This is a genomic window from Stenotrophomonas maltophilia (assembly GCF_900186865.1).
Classification (GTDB): domain Bacteria; phylum Pseudomonadota; class Gammaproteobacteria; order Xanthomonadales; family Xanthomonadaceae; genus Stenotrophomonas; species Stenotrophomonas maltophilia.
In genome coordinates this window covers 2,969,075-2,988,122 of sequence record NZ_LT906480.1, presented here as the reverse complement: position 1 = coordinate 2,988,122, position 19,048 = coordinate 2,969,075, and the positions used below count along the sequence as shown (strand labels likewise).

Genomic DNA, 19,048 nt, shown 5'->3' with positions numbered 1-19,048 from the left:
GCCCGTCACGGGTCAGTAGACCAGCTGCGCCGCGCTGCACTGGATCGACTGCACGTTGACGTCGGTGCGGCCGAGTTCCAGGCCCAGCACGCTCGCCAGCAGGTTGGTCAGCAGGGTGCCGACGCTGTTGAGCACCGGCCGCAGGGCGGTCAGGATCGGCTTGAGCAGCGTGCACAGCAGGCCGCTGCAGCTCACGCTGCCATCCGGATTGGTGACGCCGGTTCCACCGGTACCATCGAGGAAGCCGGCCGGCGCGGTCTGGATGTACGAGGCCAGGTTGTTGCGTACACACCCGTTGTAGTCGATCAGGTTGCCCAGCAGGCTGTCGCAGCGGTTGATCAGCAGGCCGCCCACCAGCGATCCCAGCAGCCCATCGAGCACGCCCAGTCCCTGGCCGGTGACGGTCACCTTGAACGCGTCCCAGACCGGACCGTCCTTGTGGCAGGTGGCCAGGTTCAGCAGGCCGCAGGCGTAGGGCAGGCCTCCGGGTACGGTCCAGCTGTTGAGCGGGGCCAGTTGCCGGCTTGCGTCGCCATCGCGCAGCAGTGGAATCAACTTGTCCACCTCATAGCGGGTGTTCGGCGGGAAGGTGGCCTGCAGGTAGCGGTCGGCCAGTGCCTTGGCGGTGTCGTTGGCGCTCATGCCCTGCTTGGGTGAGCTGAGCATGCCCGACAACACGCGCAGCAGTTCATTGACCAGGTCCGACACCGCGTTGCCCACTGCAAGTGGATTGATCCGGGTCGAAGCGGTCTCGCCGGCGGCAAGGGTCAGGTTCTGCGAGCTGGTCAGGGCAGGCAGGGTGATCCTGTCATTGATCAAGGGTTGTCCGAGCAGTTTCAGCAGCTGCTCGTTCTTCAGGGTGTCGTCGCAGACATTGCTCCTGGAAAAGCGTTGCGCCGGGTCGACATTGCCGACACAGGCGCGCAGCACCGACGAGTCGACCCGGATGGTGGCCTTCTGTGGGCTGGCGCCGCATTGGATGCCGGTCAGCGTGCCCATCGCATTGGCGACATCGACATGCAGTGGCAGGTGCAGGCGCGTGCCGAGCAGGTTCAGCAACGGGCCCACCGCGAACAGGTTGTTGCTGTCCACGTCCACCATCAGCCGCACCTGCGCGTTGTACGCGCGTGTGCCGACGCCACCGATGGCGATCGAGGGCGGTTCCACCACGCCGGCCTGGATGTTGATGCCCAGCAGGTCCAGTCCCTTCACCGCAACGCCATTGCCGTCGTTGGCGATGGAGATGGCGGTACTGATCAGGTTGAGCACGTTGACCTTCGTTTCCAGCGCGCTGCCGATCGTGCCATCGGGCGAGACCACTTCGGCGAACAGACCGCCGCCACCGGACTGGCTGCCCAGCACGATGTTGAGCTTGTTGATGTCCAGCTGGGTGGCGACCAGATCGGACAGTGCACGCAGCTGTACGCCCACGGTGCTGTCGCGGCCGACCACGGTGGCGGTGGCATCGACCAGCTGTGCCAGCGAGATCTTGTTGACCGACAGCAGCCGGTTGAAGTCAGCCACGCTGAGGTTGGCGCTGACCGGGATGTTCAATGCCTTGAGCAGGCCCGACGGCGTGATGTTGGCCTGGGCGAGGCCGTCATAGGAGAGCACGGTGGCGTTGGTCACATCCAGGCCGACCAGACGCAGGGTCGACAACAGTACCGAGTCGCCATTGGTGCGCAGCAGCTGCGAACCGACCGCGAACACCGCAGTCGGTTCGGAACGGCGGGCTACGGCCTCCACGCTGACGGTGGGCAGGCCGGTGTTCTGGCCGAAGAACGGCAGCACGCTGCGCTGCGCGACTACCTGCACGGCATTGCGCGGGTTGCTGGCATCGATGGTGGTGACGAAGCGGTTCGACGTGCTGCGTGTGGCGCTCCAGTTGCCGCAGCGGATCTGCACGGTGCCTGCAAACCTGTTCTGGGTGACCGCGCTCTGCCGCGCCGCGCTGTTGTCGCTGTTGTCAGGCGTGCACAGTTCCAGCCGTTGTGCACCGGCCAGTGCAGCAAGGTCCGCGACCTTCTGTGCGTCACGCTTGGCCCAGAACAGATAGCCGATCTCTACCAGGCCCAGCATGGCGAGCAGCGCCAGCATGACCAGCATCATGGTGACCGACATGCCGCCGCGTGGGCGGCCGAAACTGAACTGGCGTGGGCGTTTCATGGCCTACCTCAGCGTCCCGATGAGGATGATCCCTTGGACTTGGCGACATCGGTTTCAAAGAAGTCCGGGATCTCGTGTTCGAAGCTCTTCATGTAGCGGGCGTAGCTCAACGTAGCCTGGTCGCCGAGGATCGGCAGGCGTTGCCCGGCCTGCTGCCCTGATGCCTGCAGGCGGAACAGGTCGCGCGTGGTGTCGCCGATCTGGCCGCGGCCGGGTCGCGCGGCTGCAGCGTTGCCGTCGGTGGTGGCGACCGCTGCAGGCGCCGCCTGCGGCACCGGTGCCGGCGGGGTCGCCAGGTCCACGGTGGCCAGTGACTCGGACTGCAGCGGCTGCGAAGCCGGCGCAGCGGGCGTGCTGCCGCCAAGCATCTGCCCGGTCAGGGGTTGCTGTTGCGCCTGCGCGCCGCCGGTCAACAGCAGGCAGGCCAGTGCAGGCAACAGGTGTCGGGTCAGGGGCATGGCGCTCATGGAGTGTTTCCGTTCGGCTGATCGGAGGTGCTGAAGCGTTCCAGCATCGAGGGCGGCAGGCGCTGCGGATCGCGCTCATCGCGGCTGTCGCGGCGTGGTTCCGCCGCCAGTCGCGTGGCGCCGGGCCGGTTGCTGCCGGCATCGCTGGCGGTAGCACGCGCGGGGGCCGGCACGACTGCGGCAGCTGCCGCGGCGGCCTGGCGCTGCTGCAGGCGGGCACGGATCTGCGCGGCCTGTTGCTGGATGCTGCGGCGGGTGTCCTCGTTGAGATTGGCCTGTCCGGCGAGGCGCTCTGCAGTGGTGGTGTCGCCACGCAGCTCCGCCCACAGGGCGAGGTTGGCGGTGGCCTTGGCATTGCCTGGAGACAGCTCCAGCGCCTTGGCCAACGGTTCACGCGCCTGTTCGAACTGACCTGCACGCAGACGTGCATAGCCGAGATCGCCCAGGTAATCGGTGTTCAAGGGCTGCAGCTGCGTGGCCCGGGCCAGTGCCTCCTCACTGCCGCCATCGTCGTCACGGCGCGCGGCGATCAGGCCCAGGCCGTGTGCGGCTGCAGCGGCCTGCGGGCCACTGGAGAGCTCGCGGTACAGGGCGATGGCAGCGTCGGCCTGGCCGGTCTCGCGCAGGGCGTCGGCCTGCAGCAGGCGCAACGCCGGCGGGTCGCCATAGCGCTGGCGGAAGGCATCGACGTGGGCCAGCGAGGCATACCAGGCACCCTGCTGCTGCATGCGCCCGATCAGTTCCAGGTAGGCATTGCGGCTGTCCTGCGGCGCCGGTTCGGGCGCGGCCAGGCTGGGCGCGCGCAGGTACTTCGGCGTTGTCGACGCACAACCACTGGCGACGGCGGCAAGGGCGAGCAACAGGCAGGAGGTGCGCAGGGCAGGCATCAGGGCGATCCCATCTTGGACATGGTGGTGGCCAGCGCGACCAGCGCCGGTCCGGCAAGAACCAGCATCAGCGCTGGCAGCAGGGTCAGCATCATCACCACGGTCATCTTCACCGAGAGCTTGCCAACCTTTTCCTTCAGGGCGTTGCGGCGCTGTTCGCGCAACCGGATGCTGAACTGCCGCAATGGTTCCTGCACTGCGCCGCCATGCGCGTGCACCTGCAGGATCAACTGCATCAGGCTGGTCAGGTCATCATCCGCGTAGACCTCGCTCAGCCGGCGCAGTGACTGCGCGCGCGTGCGGCCATGGGTGTACGCGACGTTGGCCTCCTGCAACTCGCCGCCAAGCACCGGCAACGCGTCGCGCAGCTTGTCGCCCAGCGTCTGCAGGCTCTGGTCCATGCTGAAGCCCACGCCCTGCAGCAGGCGCAGCAGGTCGATCAGCAGGGGCAGCTCGTTGTCGACGGCGCGCCGGCGCCGCTTCACCCACGAAGAAAGGATGAACTTCGGCAGCAGCAGGCCTGCCGCGAGCGCACCGATCACAACCATCATCCTGGCCAGCCCCTGGGCGCTGCTGAACGCCAGGGCCAGCACCAGCACCAGCACGCCCAGCAGCAGGCGCAGGCCAAGATAGATGGCGGTGCCACGACGTGTGTTCCAGCCCGCCAGGTCCAGCAGCAGCCGGTCTTCATTGGCCAGCAATGCAGATTCCAGGCGGCCGCCACTGAGCGCGCGCCCGAAGCGTTCCAGCCAACCCAGCGAATAACGGCGCGCGGCCTCCGTGTCGCGCGCCTCATCCCGCGGTTGCAGTGCGGTCTTCAAGGTGGCCGAGGTGCGCTGTTCGCGATGGCTGCGCACCCATCCGGCGATGCCCAGCAGGGCAACACCGGCGGCCAGAACCAGCAGCGACAGGGCAAACCAGGTGCTGGCACTCATCGGGCACCTCCGTGGCGGATCCGGGTGGTCATAGCGACTTGGCCAGGCGGTAGAGCAGGAACGCGCCAAACAGCTCCAGCCCCAGCGCGATCAACAGGATCTTGTGACCCAGCGGATCGTGCAGCACCGGCTGGAAGAATTCGGGGCTCGTTATGGCCATCAGCACCGCGCTGGCCGGTGGCAGCAGGCCGAGCACCCAGGCTGACATGCGCGTTTCCGACGTGGTCGCGGCCAGCTCCTGCTGGGCCTGCTCCAGGTCGCGCATGAAATCGCCCATGCGCTGCAGGATCTGATCGGAGCGTCCGCCGATGCGTACGCTGACACCGATCACGACGGACAGCACCTTGAGCACATCCATCCGGTAGGGCTGTGCCGCCAGGCTCAGGGCACGGTCCAGGTCCATGCCGCTGCGCGCGTAGCGCACGGTGGTGTCCAGCAGTCCGCGCAGCGGCGCGCTGGTCTGCATCGACGCCACCTGGAAGGCAGCCTGCAGGCTGTTGCCGAGCGCGGTCAGCCGCACCAGGTTGTCGAGGAAGTCGGGCAGCTGGTGCAGCAGTTGTGCACGCAGTTTCGTGGTGCGGCGCATGACCCACAGCCAGCAGGCCAGCAGGTACAGCAGCAGGGTCAGGGGGAACATCCACGCCGTACCGAGCCTGAGCATGGCCACGACCGAAAGCACCAGTCCCGGCACCAGCATCATGATGGGCAGCTTCCAACACGTCTGCAGGCCCGCACGTTGCAGCAGGCCGTCCAGCGGCAACACCCGGCGCCCGGCACTTGCCGGTCGCGCCGGGTCGTTGGCGGCGGCTACGGATGCCCCGGCCGGGGCTCCGCCACTGGCGCCTCCGCGAGCCAGCTGCTGCTCGGCGTGCTGCAGCGAAGCCTGGCGTTGCTCCCGGTTGCTGGCGGTGCCCCACAGCCATACCGCAAGCGCCAGCAGCACCGAGATGATGCTCAGTACACCCAGCAGCAGGCCCGTGCCCATGCTCAGAAGTCTCCGTACAACGATTCGCGCAACTGCTGCCGGAACGGCTCCAGCTTGTGCGAATGCGGGTGGAAGCCCAGTCCGATCCAGCGATCGATTTCCTTGCCGTTGCCATCGATCTGCAGTTCGTGACGGAACATTTCCTGGGTCGTGATCAGGTTGTCACTGACACCGGTGATTTCCGTGATCGAGACCAGCACGCGCCGGCCGCTGCCCAGCCGCGAGATCTGCACGATGAAGTCGATGGCGCTGGCGATCTGCCGGCGCAGGCTGTCCTCGCTGCCCTGGAACCCGGCAAACCCGGCCAGCATCTCGATGCGGTACAGGCAGTCGCGCGGAGAGTTGGCATGGATGGTCGCCATCGAGCCGTCATGGCCGGTGTTCATCGCCTGCAGCATTTCCAGTACCTCGGCGCCGCGCACCTCGCCGACCACGATACGGTCCGGGCGCATGCGCAGGCTGTTGCGGACCAGATCGCGGATGCTCACCGCGCCATGGCCTTCGGCGCCACCGATGCGGCTTTCCAGGCGGACCACGTGGGGGTGGTTGAGTGACAGTTCGGCGGTGTCCTCGACGGTGATCACGCGTTCGTTCGGCGGCACGTAGCTGGCCAGTGCGTTCAGCAGTGAAGTCTTGCCGGAACTGGTGCCGCCGGACACCAGAATGTTGCAGCGGCCCAGCACCATGGCCTTCAGCAGCGCCTGCATCGGCGCATCGAAGGTGCCCTTGGCCAGCAGCTCGTCCGGGGTGAACGGATCCTTGCGGAACTTGCGGATGGAGACCATCGGCCCATCCACTGCCAGCGGCGAGATGATCGCGTTGAGGCGGCCGCCGTTGGGCAGGCGCGCATCGACCATCGGGTTGGAGTCGTCCAGTCGGCGGCCCAGCGGCGCGAGGATGCGGCGAAGGATGCGCAGCAGGTGGGTGTCGTCGGTGAAACGCTGGGTGGCGCGCTTGAGCTGTCCTCCCTGCGAGACATGCACATCCTTGAACCCATTGATCAGGATGTCCTCGATCGTCGGGTCATGCAGCAGGTCGTCGAGCGGACCGAAGCCGGTCAGCTCCTTGACCAGGCCTTCGGCCACCACCTGCATCTCCTCCTCGTTGATCGGGATGCGCCATTCCTGGATGAAGCCCACCGTCTGCACCTGCACCCAGCGGGCGATGGTGTCAGGGGCCCAGGAATCGATGTCGATGCGCTCGTCCTCGATGCTGTTGAGCAGGTGCTCATGGGCGGCCGACAGCACCTTCTGGTACTGCTCGGTCTGCGCGAACGGCAGGTGGGCCGGGGCGCTGTCGGGCAGCACCGGGCGGGTGGCGGCATGTGGGAACGGGGTTACCTTGTCTTCCATTGCGATCCACCCAGGGCAAGGGAGAGTCTTTCCCGCAGGCCATGGGCCTGGACCGGGCAGGCAGCCGGATCCAGGCGCGACACAAGCGGGGCGAGGGCACGCAGGTAGGGGTCGCGCGGTGCGTCCTGCAGCAGCAGATGTCCCTGGCTGGCCGCCAGGCGCACGCGCGGGCGTTCGGGCAGCGTGGCCAGCAGTGGCACTTCGAATCGGCGTGCGATCTGGTCGGGACTCATGCCGCTGCTGTCGTCGTGGCGGTTGATCACCAGCTGCAGGCGCTTCTCCCGTTCGCGCTGGCCGGCCAGGTGCTTCAAGGCCTGGTCGAGCGATACCAGCGTGGCGATCGAAGCGTCCGTGACCAGCCAGATCTCGTCGGCCTGGTCCAGCAATAGCGGCGGTAGCTGCCGCAGTGGGCAGCCACCGGCATCGCACAGCACGCTGGCGAATACGTGGCGCAGTCGCTGCAGCAGCGCGGCCGGATCGGATGGCGGCACCGCATCGCTGCCGCTGGCGCGGTCCAGCAGCACCAGGCCGGTGTCATGGCGAGCCATCGCAGTGCGGGCCAGGGTGGCGTCGATGCGGCTGGCGTTGCGCAGCGCGTCTTCGTAATGGAAGCGGCTGTCCAGGTTGAGGTACAGCGCGAGGTCACCCGAAGGCTGGGCCAGCTCCATCAGCAGGCCGTCCTGCTGCAGTGCCTCGCCCTGCGCCAGCGCACGGGTCTGCTGTGCCAGCACCGAAAGATGCGCGGCCAGCGTACTGGTGCCCACTCCGGCGCGCACGCCCAGCAGTACGATCAGGCGCGCCTTGTGCGCGTGCTGCGCGGCGGCAGCCGGTCGTGGCGACAGGGCGCGGCGCAGCGCGGCCTCGATGCCGACGTTGTCGCTGTCCAGGTCCAGCACATCGCGCAGGCCCGCCCGCAATGCAATGACGATGCCTTCCACCTGGCCGGTACTGGTGGCACCGACGGCAACCAATGCAAGATCCGGTTCGGTCTGTTGCAGTTGCTGCGCCAGCACGCTGGAGGCGGCGGCATGTTCAGGGCGGAAATCCAGCAGCACAAGGCTCTGCGGCCCGCGTTGCAGGTCCAGAGCGGAGGTCGGCGTGCTGCTGTCCTGCCAGTGCAGGGTAGTGGTCGGCGGCAGTTTGGCCGCCAGCCGGGGCAGCAGTTCGCGATCCATTCCGTACAGGACCAGATTCATCGGCGGTCCTTGCGGATGCAGCGGCTGGGCAGTGGCGTAGGGCATGGGCGTGGTATCGCAGGCATCATGGAATCAGCGTGAGAAGCCGGGTACCGGGTCCTGGCTGATGGGACCCAGCAGCCAGGCGCCCCATTCGGGCATGTGCGGCTTGGCCTCGCGTTCGCCAGGCAACGGCAGCTCGGTGTTGCGCGCCAGCGGCTGCACCAGCCGCGGCGTGACGATGATCACCAGCTCCTTGTCCTGGCGCTTGTAGTCGAAGTTGCGGAAGAACGAGCCGATGATCGGCAGGTCGCCCAACAGCGGGATCTTGCCGACGTTGGAGACGACATTGGAGCTGACCAGGCCGCCGATCACGAAGCTCTCGCCATCGCCCAGTTCGACCGTGGTGTCGGCACGGCGCGTGGTGATCGAGGGAATCTGCACGCCATTGAGGGCAATGGCGTTGCTGTAGTCCAGATCACTGGCTTCCGGTGCGACCTTCAGCGCGATGCGGTTGGGGGCCAGCACCGTTGGTGTCACCGTCAGGCCGATGCCGAACGGTTTATAGGTGATGGTGGTGGTGCCCAGGCCCTGCGGTTCCAGGATCGGCAGTTCGCCACCGGCCAGGAAGCTGGCGCTCTGGCCGGATAATGCGACCAGGGTAGGTTCGGCCAGCACGCGCGCCATGCCGTTGCTCTGCAACAGGTCGACATCGGCGTTCCACAGGCCCTTGGTCGAGCCGAACACCAGCCGGAACGCCGAAGAGATGGGCGACTCGGCCTCGTTGCCGGAGTTGCCTTCCTTCATGCCCGGCAGGATGCCGGTATTGCCCGGCAACTGGCCGCCCGGGCGGGCGAAGCCGTAGGCGAAGCTGCCATTGCGGTTCTGGAAGCTGATGCCGATCTGCTTCAACGCGGTCTTGTTGAATTCGACCACCTTGACCTCGACCTGCACCACGCCGCCGCTGCTGACCGTCGACGCGTCGGCAAGCAGCCCGTCCTTGCCCAGCGCCATGGCCGCGGTCTTCTGTTCCTGCATGTGCGAGAGCAGGCTATCGGTGCTTCCCTGCAGCAGGCCCTGGTTGTCCTGCTGGGTGAACACCAGCCCGTTGGAGCCTGCGTCTGCCGCGCCCTGCACGGCACTCTGCACCCGCACCTGCAGGCGTTGCGGCTCGGCCTGCTTGCGGTGCCACAGCAGGAGGGTCGTCGTACCCGGCGCTTTCCCGACCAGCAGGGCCTGCCGCTGCCCACGCAGCATCACGATATCGGCGACGCCTGGGTCGGCGATGGCGACCCGTTCCAGGTCGGCCGGAAGCGTCCACGGGCGCTGCTCACGCGCCTGCAACACGAGATCGTCTGCGGCCACGCTTGTTGCCGGAGCCAGCAGCACCAGCAGCAGGGCCAGCCAGCACTGGCGGGGGGAGGGGCGTGGGCGGCGGCGTTCGGTCATGGATGCGCTCGATGCAGGTCAAAGGGAACCGCGGGGGGCGGAGCTGTCGCCACGGATGATCTCGATGCCCGACGCACGCGGTGCGCTGCGTCGAGCCGTCGGCGCATGCACCGGCGGCTGCGGGTTGCTGCGGGCTGCGCTGTTGCCGCGGCCGGCCAGGGCATCACCATCGATGCCGGCGAAGGCGTGGTTCTCCGGCCGCTGCAGTGCGAGCTGCTGTTCGGCATCGAGGCCACGCACGGGATCGATCACGCCACGCGCCTGTGGAAACAGTGCAAGGTCGGGTTGCCCCGTATCGGCCGGGTTGCGCAGGGCAAGGAACAGCTTTCCCTGCTGCGCACCCAGCAGCAGGCGGTTGGCATCGGCCACCGGCACTGCCAGCACCGCACTGCGTGCCGGCTGGGTGGCCTCGTTGCCCGAGCCATGGTTGTTGCCATTGCCGGTGATGTCGGCGGCGCGGGGATCGTTGCGGGTATCGCCTTCGTTGCCGGCGACGGCATCGCCGGTGACCGGAGCGATGTCCTGTTGACCGTAGCTGAGCACGCGCAGCCGCGACAGCAGCAGGCGGGTCTGCGCGGCCTCTGCCGGACCGCTGGCGTTGGGCTGGGCATTGCGCAGGTTGAGGAAGACATCGACGAAATCACCCGGCAGGATGCGGTTTCCGGCGCCGACCAGTTCGTCCACCGGGATGGCCAGCGCGCGTTCGCCCGGGCGCAGCTGCAGCGAGAATCCCTGTGCAAGGGCGCCGCTGCTGATGGCGGTGCCCTCGGCGATGTCCTGCACCGGCACCTTGCCGACCACGGCCGAGATGCTGGTGGCAGCACCGGCTACCGCCGTGGTCCGCTGCGCAAGGCGCACTCCATTGGCAGAGATCGGTTCGCCGGCCGGCAGTCGGGCCACCGCCTCTACCACGGTGATCGCTTGGGCTTCGCTCTGCGCGACCGGGGCAACCGTGGCCGGCGCGGCCTGCTTGCGCCCGATCATCAAGGCGATCACCGCCAGCAGCGCGGCCAGCCCGATCAGGGCGACGGCAGCGATGCGGGTCAACTTGAGCATGGAACCGTCTCCTGTGCCGATGGTCAGTTGCCGCTGCCGAGGTCGAGCTGGGCGACCGCGACACTACGGATGGGGGCCTGCATCACCCACTTGTAAAGCGTGGCGGTGCCCGGCAGGAAGGGATGGCTGGCGTAGTCGTAGCTGACGGTCACCGTCATGCACTGGGCAGTGGCCAGGCCGGCGCAGGGTGCCTGCGCGGAGACAACGATTGCGTTGCTGCCGCCATTGCTGCAGTCGACACCCTGTCCAGAGAATTTCAACAGCCACTGCATCGAACTGCGGGCTGCTACGCAGGCTGCGGTACGCCGTTCATTGGCGCTGCCATAGCGCAACGAAGCGCGAGCGCCCTCGGCCGAGGCCGTCGCCAATGTCTGTTGCGCGGCCATGATCATCACGCCGGAGAACGTGAACAGCAGCAGTGGCAGCAGGCCCAGCATGAGCATCAGGGCAAATTCGATGCTGGCTACACCGCGTTGACGCCGTGGATTGCGGATGTTCATGCCACACCTCCATAGACGCTTGCCAGGACCCAACCGATGCCGGTGATGGCCAGGTAGGCTGCGTAGGGAATGCCATGTCGTCCCTGGCGCGCGGCCTGCATGTCGCGCAGGGCGGGGTGCGATTGCCATTGGTTGCTGGCGCGGTTGACCTGCATCTGAAGGCCTGTGGGCAGCATCACGCCCAGGCGGCGGCCGACAATGATCACTGCCGCGTGCAGGCCGGCCGCGAGACTGGCCACCATCCAGATCGGCAGCAGGGCTTTCCAGCCCAGCATCAGCCCCAGTACCGCGAAGAACTTGACGTCACCGGCGCCCATCCAGCGGATGGCATAGAACGGCAGCAGGGCCACCAGGCCGAGCGCCGCGCCCGCTGCGTGGGCAAGCCACGGCTGGCGCGGCGTACTGAACTGCCCCGCGATGATCAATGCGATGGCAATGATGGACGCAGACAACAGCCAGGCATTGGGCACCCGGCGGGCATACAGATCGCTGATCGCGATCCGCAGGCACACGCCGATGGCCAATAGTCCCAGCAACGTCATCGCGCACTCCGTCGTCCGTCATTGGACAGCCTGCAGTTGCCACCGGGCACATCCCAGCACCGCTGCAGGGATGTGCGATGCACGCAGGCTCAGCCGCCGGTCGCAGGTGCTGACCCGGAGGCCTTGGTGGCGAGTTCGGAGAGGTTCTTGAACAGCGTCTCGAAGAACCCCTTGATCTCCTTGTTGCCGACCGCGATCAGGATGCCGGCGATGACGGCGGCCAGCAGCCCGTACTCGAGCGCGGTGACGCCATCTTCTTCCTTCAGGAACTTGCGGATGGATGCGTTCATGGCCTTGTCTCCCTCTACTTGTTGTCTGCAGATGCAGGACACCTGTTGGGCGGTGGCCCGGCTCCGCCGGGATCGTCCGTGGGCCCCGCACATCCTGGCGGGGTGGCATGACGGGAATGACCCGCCGTGCTCATTCCTGGTGATCTGCCCCGGGGGAAATGCCGGCCGCAACGTCGCAACCACGCGGCGATGCGCCGGCGGTCGAACTGTTCTGCGATACGGTCGTGGTCATACGCTCCCCCAGGTGTGGTCGTTTTTGAAGCGACCGGATCACCGTGTCGTCGACTTTGCCTGAATGGCGGTTGGCTGCAAACTGGAACCTATATGCAAATTCGGCAGAAACGCGGCAGCCCTTAAACTTTCAGGTTGTTTCTGTGACGCGTATCCGTTCGCTGGCAAAACGATTCATCGACGTGCAGATATTGTGATGGCGCAAATGGTGCATGCGAATATCGTGCCACTGGCGACGACATTTTCTTCATCTCTGTATCTATTTTCTTCAATGCGGAGTTCGGGTTTACCTTCGATGATTATCGGGCATACTCGCTCTCACGTTGCTGCTTTCAACCGGGTTGGTCGCGCGGCACCGGCCGCGGCCATCCCGGCAATGGCGAAGGTTCCTGGAGGAATGGTGTGGCCCTGTCAGGCAGTGGGGGCCGCAGCGAGTTGCGGATCAACGGGGGGACGACACTGTCATGGTCGATGGTGGGGTAGAAGACAGCGACGACAGCGGCCTGCGATCGATCGATCTGGCGACGCTGGGCGGCGTACTTCGCGTGTGCGATGTCGAACTGCTGCTGCTCGATGGCAACGGGCCGCGGGCGGCCTTCGCCTCGCGCGTGCATGAGGAAGCCCTGTTCTGCAGCATCAGTTGCGGTTTCCACTGCCGTGGCCGCTTCATGCTGCCACCCGACTGGGCGATGCTGGGGTATCTGCACGCCACCGATGAAACACTGAGCTGGTGCCACGGGGTGCCGCTTGCACCGGGGATGGCGCTGACGGTGATGCCCGAAGGCATCAGCGAGTTTACGCTCAGCCCCGGTACGCACATGACCCTGATGCTGGTGCCGGTCGCACGGGTGCAACGCAAGTTGACCGAACTGAGCCTGCGCAGCACACCGCCCGCGGGTCAGGCACTTTCACTGTTCAATCTGGCGAACGATTCGGCACCACTCGCCCATCATTATCAGCAGCTGCATCTTCAGCTCGGCCAGGGCGCTGGCCTGCAGCCGCAGGAAACCGAACGATTGCTGCACGAGCACGTGCAGGCCCTGCTCGGTGCAGGCGCCGCCGATCGCCCCGGCTGAAGCCGCGCCCGGCGCACGCATTATCTGATCGCGCAGCGGGCGGAGAACTTCATGCGGCTCAACCTGCGCCGCAATATCTACATGAACGAGATATGCGACGCGGCGGGTGTCAGCGAACGCGGCCTGCGCTATGCCTTCGAGGACCTGTTCGGAACTTCGCCCAACCGTTATCTGTCGATGCTGCGCCTGTGCGCTGCCTGCCGCAGCCTGTCCATGGCCGATTCCAGCCGCCGTTCGGTGAAGGCGATCGCCCTCAGCTGTGGCCTATGGGACCTCTCCCGCTTTGCCGACAACTACCGCAAGGTTTTCGGCGAGCTGCCGCGCGATACGCTGATGCGCGCTCCCGCGCAGATCGGCCAGCCGGCCTGAATCAAGCGCCGCAAGGGTTTCGGGGTGGTTTCTGCCGGAATTGCCCATGCGCTTGCCGATATCGTTGCCGCTTCTGCATAGCCCGCTGCCGATTCCGGCCGTGGATTTGCCGGAATGCGCGATTGCCGTGCCGGAATGAAGTGCGCAGCCACCGTTGCAAACGCTGAAATGTCAGTCACCTGCCTAACGGCAAGTCCACTGACATTCAAGTTGTTCGCCTACGGGGGAAGTGCTCATGAATCGCATCTACCGGCGTGTATGGAACCGCCAGCTCAATGCTCTGGTTGTGGCCTCGGAACTGGCCACCGGCGACAGCGGCGGCAGCGCCGCGCGGGATCCGCGCGCCTTCCTGCTGATGCCCACCACGCTCGCCCTGGCACTGCTGTGTGTGCTGGCCAGTGGCCACGCGGGAGCATCCGAATCCAATCAGTCGCTGCGTGATCTGCAGGCTCTTGCAGCCAAGTACACCCAGCCGATGCCAGTCAAGGTCGATGCCGAGGTAGCCCTCGCGGCTGCCGCAAGCCAGGCCCAGAGCAGCCCGGCGATCAGCGCGGATGCGCGCGTCGGCCTGCAGTTGAGCACCGCGTCGCTGCCGGTGGTGCGTGACGTGCTGCCGGCCTCCGTGCAGGTCAAGCTGGCCGCGAACACGGCGCCGAAGCAGGTCGCCGTGCCAAGGCTTGCCGCTGATGTCCGAGCGAATGCCAACATCGGTCTTGGCGGCGCTCAGGTGGCATCAATCGATGCCGGTGCAAAGGCGGCCGCCGGCATCAGCGGCGCGCCGGCGGGCGCACTGCGGGGTCTGAAGGCTTCTGTGGATGGGGCGCTGGATTCGAAGCTGAAGGTGGCAGGCCACCAGATCGACGCCCAGGGCCAGGTAAAGGCGACGGCGGCGATCACGCTGCCCGCCAAGGAGGAATTGCCGGGAGAAACCCACGATCGCGCGATCACCGCAGCATTCGATGCTGGTGCTGCCGGCAAGGTGCGCGTGCAGGCGCCGAATGGCCAGGAAGTGGTTGCCGATCGCAATCTGAAACTGGCCGGCCAGGCAACGGTTGCGGCGCAGAACAGCGCGCTGGGTGTCGGTGGGCTGGTGGGTAGTGCGGTCGGCGCCGCAGGCAATGCAGTCGGTGGTGCGCTCAACGGCACCGTCGGTACGGTCGGCAGCGCGGTCGGTGGTGCCCTCAATGGCACGGTCGGCAGCGTGGGCGGCGCCGTAGGCGGCACGCTCAACAACACTGTAGGCGCCGTGGGTGGCGCACTGAATGGCACCGTGGGCAGCGTCGGTGGTACGGTCGGTGGTGCCCTGAATGGCACGGTTGGCAGCGTGGGCGGCGCCGTAGGCGGCACACTGAACGGCACCGTAGGCACCGTCGGTGGTGCGGTCGGCGGCGCCCTCAACGGCACGGTCGGCAGCGTGGGCGGCGCCGTAGGCGGCACACTCAACAACACTGTAGGCGCCGTAGGCGGCGCACTGAACGGCGCCGTAGGCACCGTCGGTGGTGCGGTCGGCGGAGCCCTGAATGGCACGGTCGGCAGCGTGGGCGGCGCCGTAGGCGGCACGCTCAACAACACCGTGGGCGCCGTGGGCGGCGCACTGAACGGCACCGTAGGCACCGTCGGTGGTGCGGTCGGCGGCGCCCTGAATGGTACGGTCGGCAGCGTCGGCGGTGCCGTGGGCGGCACGCTCAACAACACCGTGGGCGCCGTAGGCGGCGCACTGAACGGCGCCGTAGGCAGCGTCGGTGGTGCGGTCGGCGGCGCCCTCAATGGCACCGTCGGCAGCGTGGGTGGCGCAGTCGGCGGCACGGTTGGCAGCGTCGGCACTGCGGTCGGCGGCACGCTCAACAACACCGTCGGTTCCGTCGGCGGTCTGCTCAATGGCGCCACCGGCTCCGGCACTGGCCTGGGTGGCCTGCTGGGCAACACGCTCGGCAACGTCGGCAGTGCCGTGGGCAACCTGCTCAACGGCAACCTCAATGGCACCCTCGGCAATCTGGGCAGCGCGGTCGGCGGCCTGGTCGGCGGCACGCTCGGTGGCCTCGGCCTGACCAAGCCCTCGGCGATCCCGCCCACCAGCCCGAAGGCGCCGGCTCCGGCCGATCCGAACGCGGGCCTGATCATCGGCACCGGCGGCCTGGTCGGCAATGTCGGGCAGCTGATCGGCCCGACCACCACCAGCCTGTTCGGTGGCGATGGCTACCTGAGCAACGGCAACCTCAAGCTCAGCAATGCCAACGTGATGCAGACCTACTCGACGGTCAATGTGCTGGGCCTGCCGGTGGTCAACCTGTCGCCGGTCGGCAGCACCCTCAACGGGCTGGGCGGTGCCGCTACCGGTGGCAGCTCGCACCTGACCCTGATCGGTGGCGTTACCTCCGACAGCTACATCTACAACATCAACAACGGCAATCCGGGCGGCCTGCTGGGCCTGCTGCTGCCGAAGGACTCGCCGGCGTGGGCCGCCAAGTGCCTGGACGTCGCCCTGGCTGACATCTCGTGCTGGGCCGTGAACGCCGCGCAGGACTACCAGGTGCTGATGGGCGATGGCGCCTTCGCCAACGGTTCGAAGGAAGTGGTGATCGGTGCCAATGCACGGCACGAATTGCCGAAGGTCGATGCCAACGTCGCCTTCCCGGGTGATGGGGTCAACGACCCGAGCAACCCGACCGGTGTACCGACCGCGGACTACGCTGCGCGCATGGGCCATTCGGTGATCGTCGGCGACAGTGCCGTCGGTACCGCAAACGGGCAGACCCTGCTCGGTGCTGAAGCCACCTCCAACCAGGCCAACTCGGTCGCACTGGGCTACCGCTCGGCCGCACTGCGCGGCGCGCAGGCCAGCTACAGTGCTTACGGCCTGACTGCTCCGCAGGTTTCGGCGGGCGAAGTGTCGGTGGGCACCGCCGGTGGTGGCGAGCGCCAGATCACCAACGTGGCTGCCGGTAGCGTCAACACCGATGCGGTCAACGTAGCCCAGTTGAAGGGCGCGATCAGCCTGATCAACGGCGTGGCCGATGCCGCCGTCACCTACGACCTGGATGCCGGCGGCAATCCGAACTACCGTCGTGTCACGCTTGGCGCGGGCACCGGCACCACCACCATCGGCAACCTGGCCGGCGGTGCGGTCACCACCGGCAGCCTGGAAGCGGTCAATGGCGGCCAGCTGGCGGCGACCAATGCTGCCATCGCCAGCTTCTTCGGCGGCCGCGCGGCCTTCGATCCGGCCAGCGGCGCGTTCACTGCACCGCTGTTCGAGATCAGCACCATCTCCACCGGCGGCGCCATCGCCAAGGGCCTGTATGAGAACGCCACTGATGCTTTCGCCGCGGTCGACGGCTCGCTGGTCAATCTCAACACGCAGATCACCGATATCCGCAACGGTGGCACCAGGTACCTGCGGGTGAACTCGACCGGTACCGAGGCGCTGGCCACCGGCGCCGACTCGATCGCGGTCGGTACCAACGCCCGCGCCACCGCCGCCAACAGTATCGCGGTGGGTGCCGGCAGCCTGGCCGACCGTGCCAACAGCGTGTCCATCGGTGCGGCGGGTGCCGAACGCCAGGTCACCAACATGGCCGCCGGTACCGCCGCGACCGATGCGGTCAACCTGGGCCAGCTGCAGGCGTCGGAGCAGGGCGCCCTGCGCTATGACCTCAACGGCGACGGCAGCGTCAACTACGCCAGTGCCACGCTCGGCCAGACCGGCACCGCCACCACGCTGCGCAACCTCGGCCCGGGCCAGGTCAGTGCCACCAGCAGCGAGGCCATCAACGGAGCCCAGCTGTTTGCTGCCAACCAGGCCGTGGCCACTCATCTGGGTGGTGGCGCGGCGGTCAACGCCAGCGGCGTACTGACCGCACCGACGTACTCGATCAACAATGTCGCCGCCAACGGCACCGTGACCAAGGGCAGCTACAACGACGTCGGTACCGCCTTCGATGCGGTCAGCAACTCGCTGGCCAACGTCGCCGACCAGACCGGCGAGATCGACAAGCTTGCCGTGAAGTACGACGTCGACGGCAGCGGCAACGTGCTCAACAGCGTGACGCTGACGGGCACCGGCACCGGCGCGGTGAAGATCACCAACGTCGCCGCCGGCAGCATCCTGGCCGGCAGCAGCGATGCCATCACCGGCGACCAGCTGTTCAACACGAACAGCACCATCGCCAACTACTTCGGTGGCACGACCGCCTACAACGGCACCACCAACGTGTGGACCGCGCCGAAGTTCAGCATCTCCAGCATCGCCACCGATGGCACCTTCACCAGCGGCGACTACAACAACGTCACCGCCGCCTTCACTGCAGTGGACGGCTCGCTGAAGGTCCTCAACCAGCGCATCACCAACGGTGGCGGTGGCAGTGCCTACCTGGCGGTGAACTCGACGGCAGCGGCTGCAACGGCTGCCGGTGCGGAAGCGGTGGCGGTCGGGCCGCAGGCCAGTGCAGCCGGTGCCAACAGCGTGGCGGTCGGCAACGGCGCCAGCGCCAGCGCCGGCAACAGCGTGGCGCTGGGTGCCGGTTCGGTGGCCAGCGTTGGCGCCCAGAGCGGCTATACCGGCGCGTACGGGCAGACCGGCGCCAGCAACTCGGCCGGTGAGGTGTCCATCGGCAGCACTGGCAGCGAGCGCAAGATCACCCATGTCGCCGACGGCTCCGATACGTACGACGCAACCAATGTCGGCCAGCTGAAGAATGGCGTGAACTACGCCATCGACGAATCTAAGAAGTACACCGACCAGAAGATCCAGAACATCACCAACGTGGCCGGCAGCTTCCGCGCCAACAACACCAACAACCTGGCCGATCCATCCGCCAGCGGTGCCAACTCGGCCGCAGGTGGCGCAGGCTCCACTGCCGCCGGTGCCAACTCGACCGCGCTGGGCAATGGTTCGCAGGCGCAGGCCGACAACTCGGTGGCGCTGGGTGCGGGTTCGGTGGCGAACCGGGCCAACACGGTCTCGGTGGGTGCCGCCGGTGCCGAACGCCAGGTGGTCAACGTGGCCGACGGTTCGCAGGCCACCGATGCGGTCAACGTGCGCCAGCTGCAGGCCTCGCAGCAGGGCACGATCCGCTACGACACCACGGTGAACGGTGCGACCAACTACAACAGCGTCACCTTGGGCAGCACCAACAGCGGCCCGACCACGGTGCGCAACGTCGCCGCCGGCACCGCCGGTACCGACGCGGTCAACGTGGACCAGCTGAAGTCGGGCATGGCGCAGACCCTGGATTGGTCGAAGGCCTACACCGACGAGCGCATGGGCGGCTTCGAGCGTGACCTGCGCAAGACCGACAACCGCGCTTCGGCCGGTATCGCCTCGGCGATGGCCACCGCAGCCCTGCCGCAGCCCAGCGAAGCGGGCCGCAGCATGGCCTCGGTCGCCGCCGGCAGCTACAACGGCGAGTCGGGCGTGGCAGTCGGTATCTCCGGTGTCTCCGAGGGAGGGCGCTGGATCTACAAGTTCAGCGGCTCCACCAACAGCCGTGGCGAGGCCGGTGTGGCCGTCGGTGCCGGCATCCAGTGGTGATCCCCGCCGCCGGGCCGCATGCGCGGCCCGGCATCGCG

13 protein-coding genes and 1 pseudogene are annotated in these 19,048 nt (G+C 67.2%); 2 read left to right on the top strand and 12 right to left on the bottom strand.

The genetic code is table 11. The annotated features are described in order from the left end of the window. Nucleotides 1-12: 12 nt before the first annotated feature. The 12 genes from CKW06_RS14225 to CKW06_RS14170 all read right to left on the bottom strand — a co-directional run bounded on the left by CKW06_RS14225 (nucleotide 13) and on the right by CKW06_RS14170 (nucleotide 11,804). Nucleotides 13-2,166, bottom strand: a complete 2,154-nt coding sequence (locus tag CKW06_RS14225) for a TadG family pilus assembly protein (protein WP_024958100.1) — start codon at nucleotides 2,164-2,166, stop codon at nucleotides 13-15. An 8-nt stretch (nucleotides 2,167-2,174) separates the two neighbouring features. After that, nucleotides 2,175-2,633 (bottom strand): DUF3613 domain-containing protein, encoded by a 459-nt coding sequence (locus CKW06_RS14220; protein ID WP_024958099.1) that lies wholly within the window; start codon nucleotides 2,631-2,633, stop codon nucleotides 2,175-2,177. Further along, nucleotides 2,630-3,520, bottom strand: coding sequence for a tetratricopeptide repeat protein (locus CKW06_RS14215; protein ID WP_024958098.1), 891 nt, complete (start codon nucleotides 3,518-3,520; stop codon nucleotides 2,630-2,632). The genes CKW06_RS14220 and CKW06_RS14215 overlap by 4 nt, the downstream gene beginning before the upstream one ends. Next, nucleotides 3,520-4,455 carry a type II secretion system F family protein gene (locus CKW06_RS14210; protein ID WP_024958097.1) on the bottom strand — a complete coding sequence of 312 codons (936 nt, stop codon included), beginning with the start codon at nucleotides 4,453-4,455 and terminating at the stop codon, nucleotides 3,520-3,522. Before CKW06_RS14210 ends, CKW06_RS14215 begins: the two co-directional genes overlap by 1 nt. A gap of 28 nt (nucleotides 4,456-4,483) precedes the next feature. Continuing rightward, the gene (locus CKW06_RS14205; RefSeq protein ID WP_024958096.1) at nucleotides 4,484-5,440 is read right to left on the bottom strand and encodes a type II secretion system F family protein; all 957 of its coding nucleotides are present in this window, start codon (nucleotides 5,438-5,440) and stop codon (nucleotides 4,484-4,486) included. A gap of 2 nt (nucleotides 5,441-5,442) precedes the next feature. Beyond that, nucleotides 5,443-6,792, bottom strand: a complete 1,350-nt coding sequence (locus CKW06_RS14200) for a TadA family conjugal transfer-associated ATPase (RefSeq protein ID WP_005413742.1) — start codon at nucleotides 6,790-6,792, stop codon at nucleotides 5,443-5,445. Beyond that, nucleotides 6,777-8,033 (bottom strand): CpaE/TadZ family protein, encoded by a 1,257-nt coding sequence (locus CKW06_RS14195; RefSeq protein WP_024958095.1) that lies wholly within the window; start codon nucleotides 8,031-8,033, stop codon nucleotides 6,777-6,779. The genes CKW06_RS14200 and CKW06_RS14195 overlap by 16 nt, the downstream gene beginning before the upstream one ends. 27 nt (nucleotides 8,034-8,060) lie before the next feature. After that, nucleotides 8,061-9,416, bottom strand: coding sequence for a type II and III secretion system protein family protein (locus CKW06_RS14190; protein ID WP_005409995.1), 1,356 nt, complete (start codon nucleotides 9,414-9,416; stop codon nucleotides 8,061-8,063). Nucleotides 9,417-9,434: 18 nt separating this feature from the next. Beyond that, on the bottom strand, nucleotides 9,435-10,472 hold the full coding sequence (gene cpaB / locus CKW06_RS14185; protein WP_024957430.1) for a Flp pilus assembly protein CpaB: 1,038 nt from the start codon (nucleotides 10,470-10,472) through the stop codon (nucleotides 9,435-9,437). A 23-nt stretch (nucleotides 10,473-10,495) separates the two neighbouring features. Next, nucleotides 10,496-10,972 carry a TadE/TadG family type IV pilus assembly protein gene (locus CKW06_RS14180; protein WP_005413739.1) on the bottom strand — a complete coding sequence of 159 codons (477 nt, stop codon included), beginning with the start codon at nucleotides 10,970-10,972 and terminating at the stop codon, nucleotides 10,496-10,498. Continuing rightward, nucleotides 10,969-11,514, bottom strand: a complete 546-nt coding sequence (locus tag CKW06_RS14175; protein ID WP_024957429.1) for an A24 family peptidase — start codon at nucleotides 11,512-11,514, stop codon at nucleotides 10,969-10,971. The genes CKW06_RS14180 and CKW06_RS14175 overlap by 4 nt, the downstream gene beginning before the upstream one ends. 89 nt (nucleotides 11,515-11,603) lie before the next feature. Next, nucleotides 11,604-11,804, bottom strand: coding sequence for a Flp family type IVb pilin (locus CKW06_RS14170; RefSeq protein ID WP_005409991.1), 201 nt, complete (start codon nucleotides 11,802-11,804; stop codon nucleotides 11,604-11,606). Between the two features lie 695 nt (nucleotides 11,805-12,499). Here CKW06_RS14170 and CKW06_RS24130 point away from each other — a divergent pair. Both CKW06_RS24130 and CKW06_RS14160 read left to right on the top strand, forming a co-directional pair. After that, nucleotides 12,500-13,480, top strand: a pseudogene (locus CKW06_RS24130) (AraC family transcriptional regulator). 235 nt (nucleotides 13,481-13,715) lie between these two features. Then, nucleotides 13,716-19,010: an ESPR-type extended signal peptide-containing protein gene (locus CKW06_RS14160; protein ID WP_024957427.1), complete on the top strand. Its 5,295-nt coding sequence runs from the start codon at nucleotides 13,716-13,718 to the stop codon at nucleotides 19,008-19,010. The last annotated feature ends 38 nt before the right edge of the window (nucleotides 19,011-19,048 follow it).